The sequence below is a fragment of the Pseudoalteromonas sp. S558 genome (assembly GCF_005886635.1).
In the GTDB taxonomy this organism is placed as follows: Bacteria; Pseudomonadota; Gammaproteobacteria; order Enterobacterales; family Alteromonadaceae; genus Pseudoalteromonas; species Pseudoalteromonas aliena.
In genome coordinates this window covers 1-348 of the sequence record NZ_PNDU01000276.1, presented here as the reverse complement: position 1 = coordinate 348, position 348 = coordinate 1, and the positions used below count along the sequence as shown (strand labels likewise).

1 protein-coding gene is annotated in these 348 nt (G+C 37.1%); it reads right to left on the bottom strand.

What is annotated here, in order from left to right; genetic code table 11:
- Positions 1-29 precede the first annotated feature (29 nt).
- On the bottom strand, positions 30-348 hold a 319-nt coding region (locus CWB66_RS16820), incomplete at its 5' end, for an endonuclease/exonuclease/phosphatase family protein (protein ID WP_138586266.1).

The window sequence follows — 348 nt, the reverse complement described above, 5'->3', positions numbered from 1 at the left end:
ATTAATTTTTAACGTAGTTAGTGGGTTATTTAATACGCTAGAATGGTCATACTTTTAGTAAAATTGGTATTATTAATACTTAGATCATAACTTAACATTCTATGATCGCTACCTTTAAACTCACTGACGACGACTCCATGCAAGCTAATTTGCTCACTTATAATACAATGATCAATAGGCAATCCGATCAGCCTAAATCGACCTCGCTCAAAAGGCATAAAACTCACATAGCTACTTTCTCCAAAGCAGGTTCTATCTTTGTCCCAATCGAAATATTGAGACCAAGGCACAACATTTAAATCTCCAGCTATTATCCACGGGCCCTCTTCATTTTGCGCCGCTTCGTGT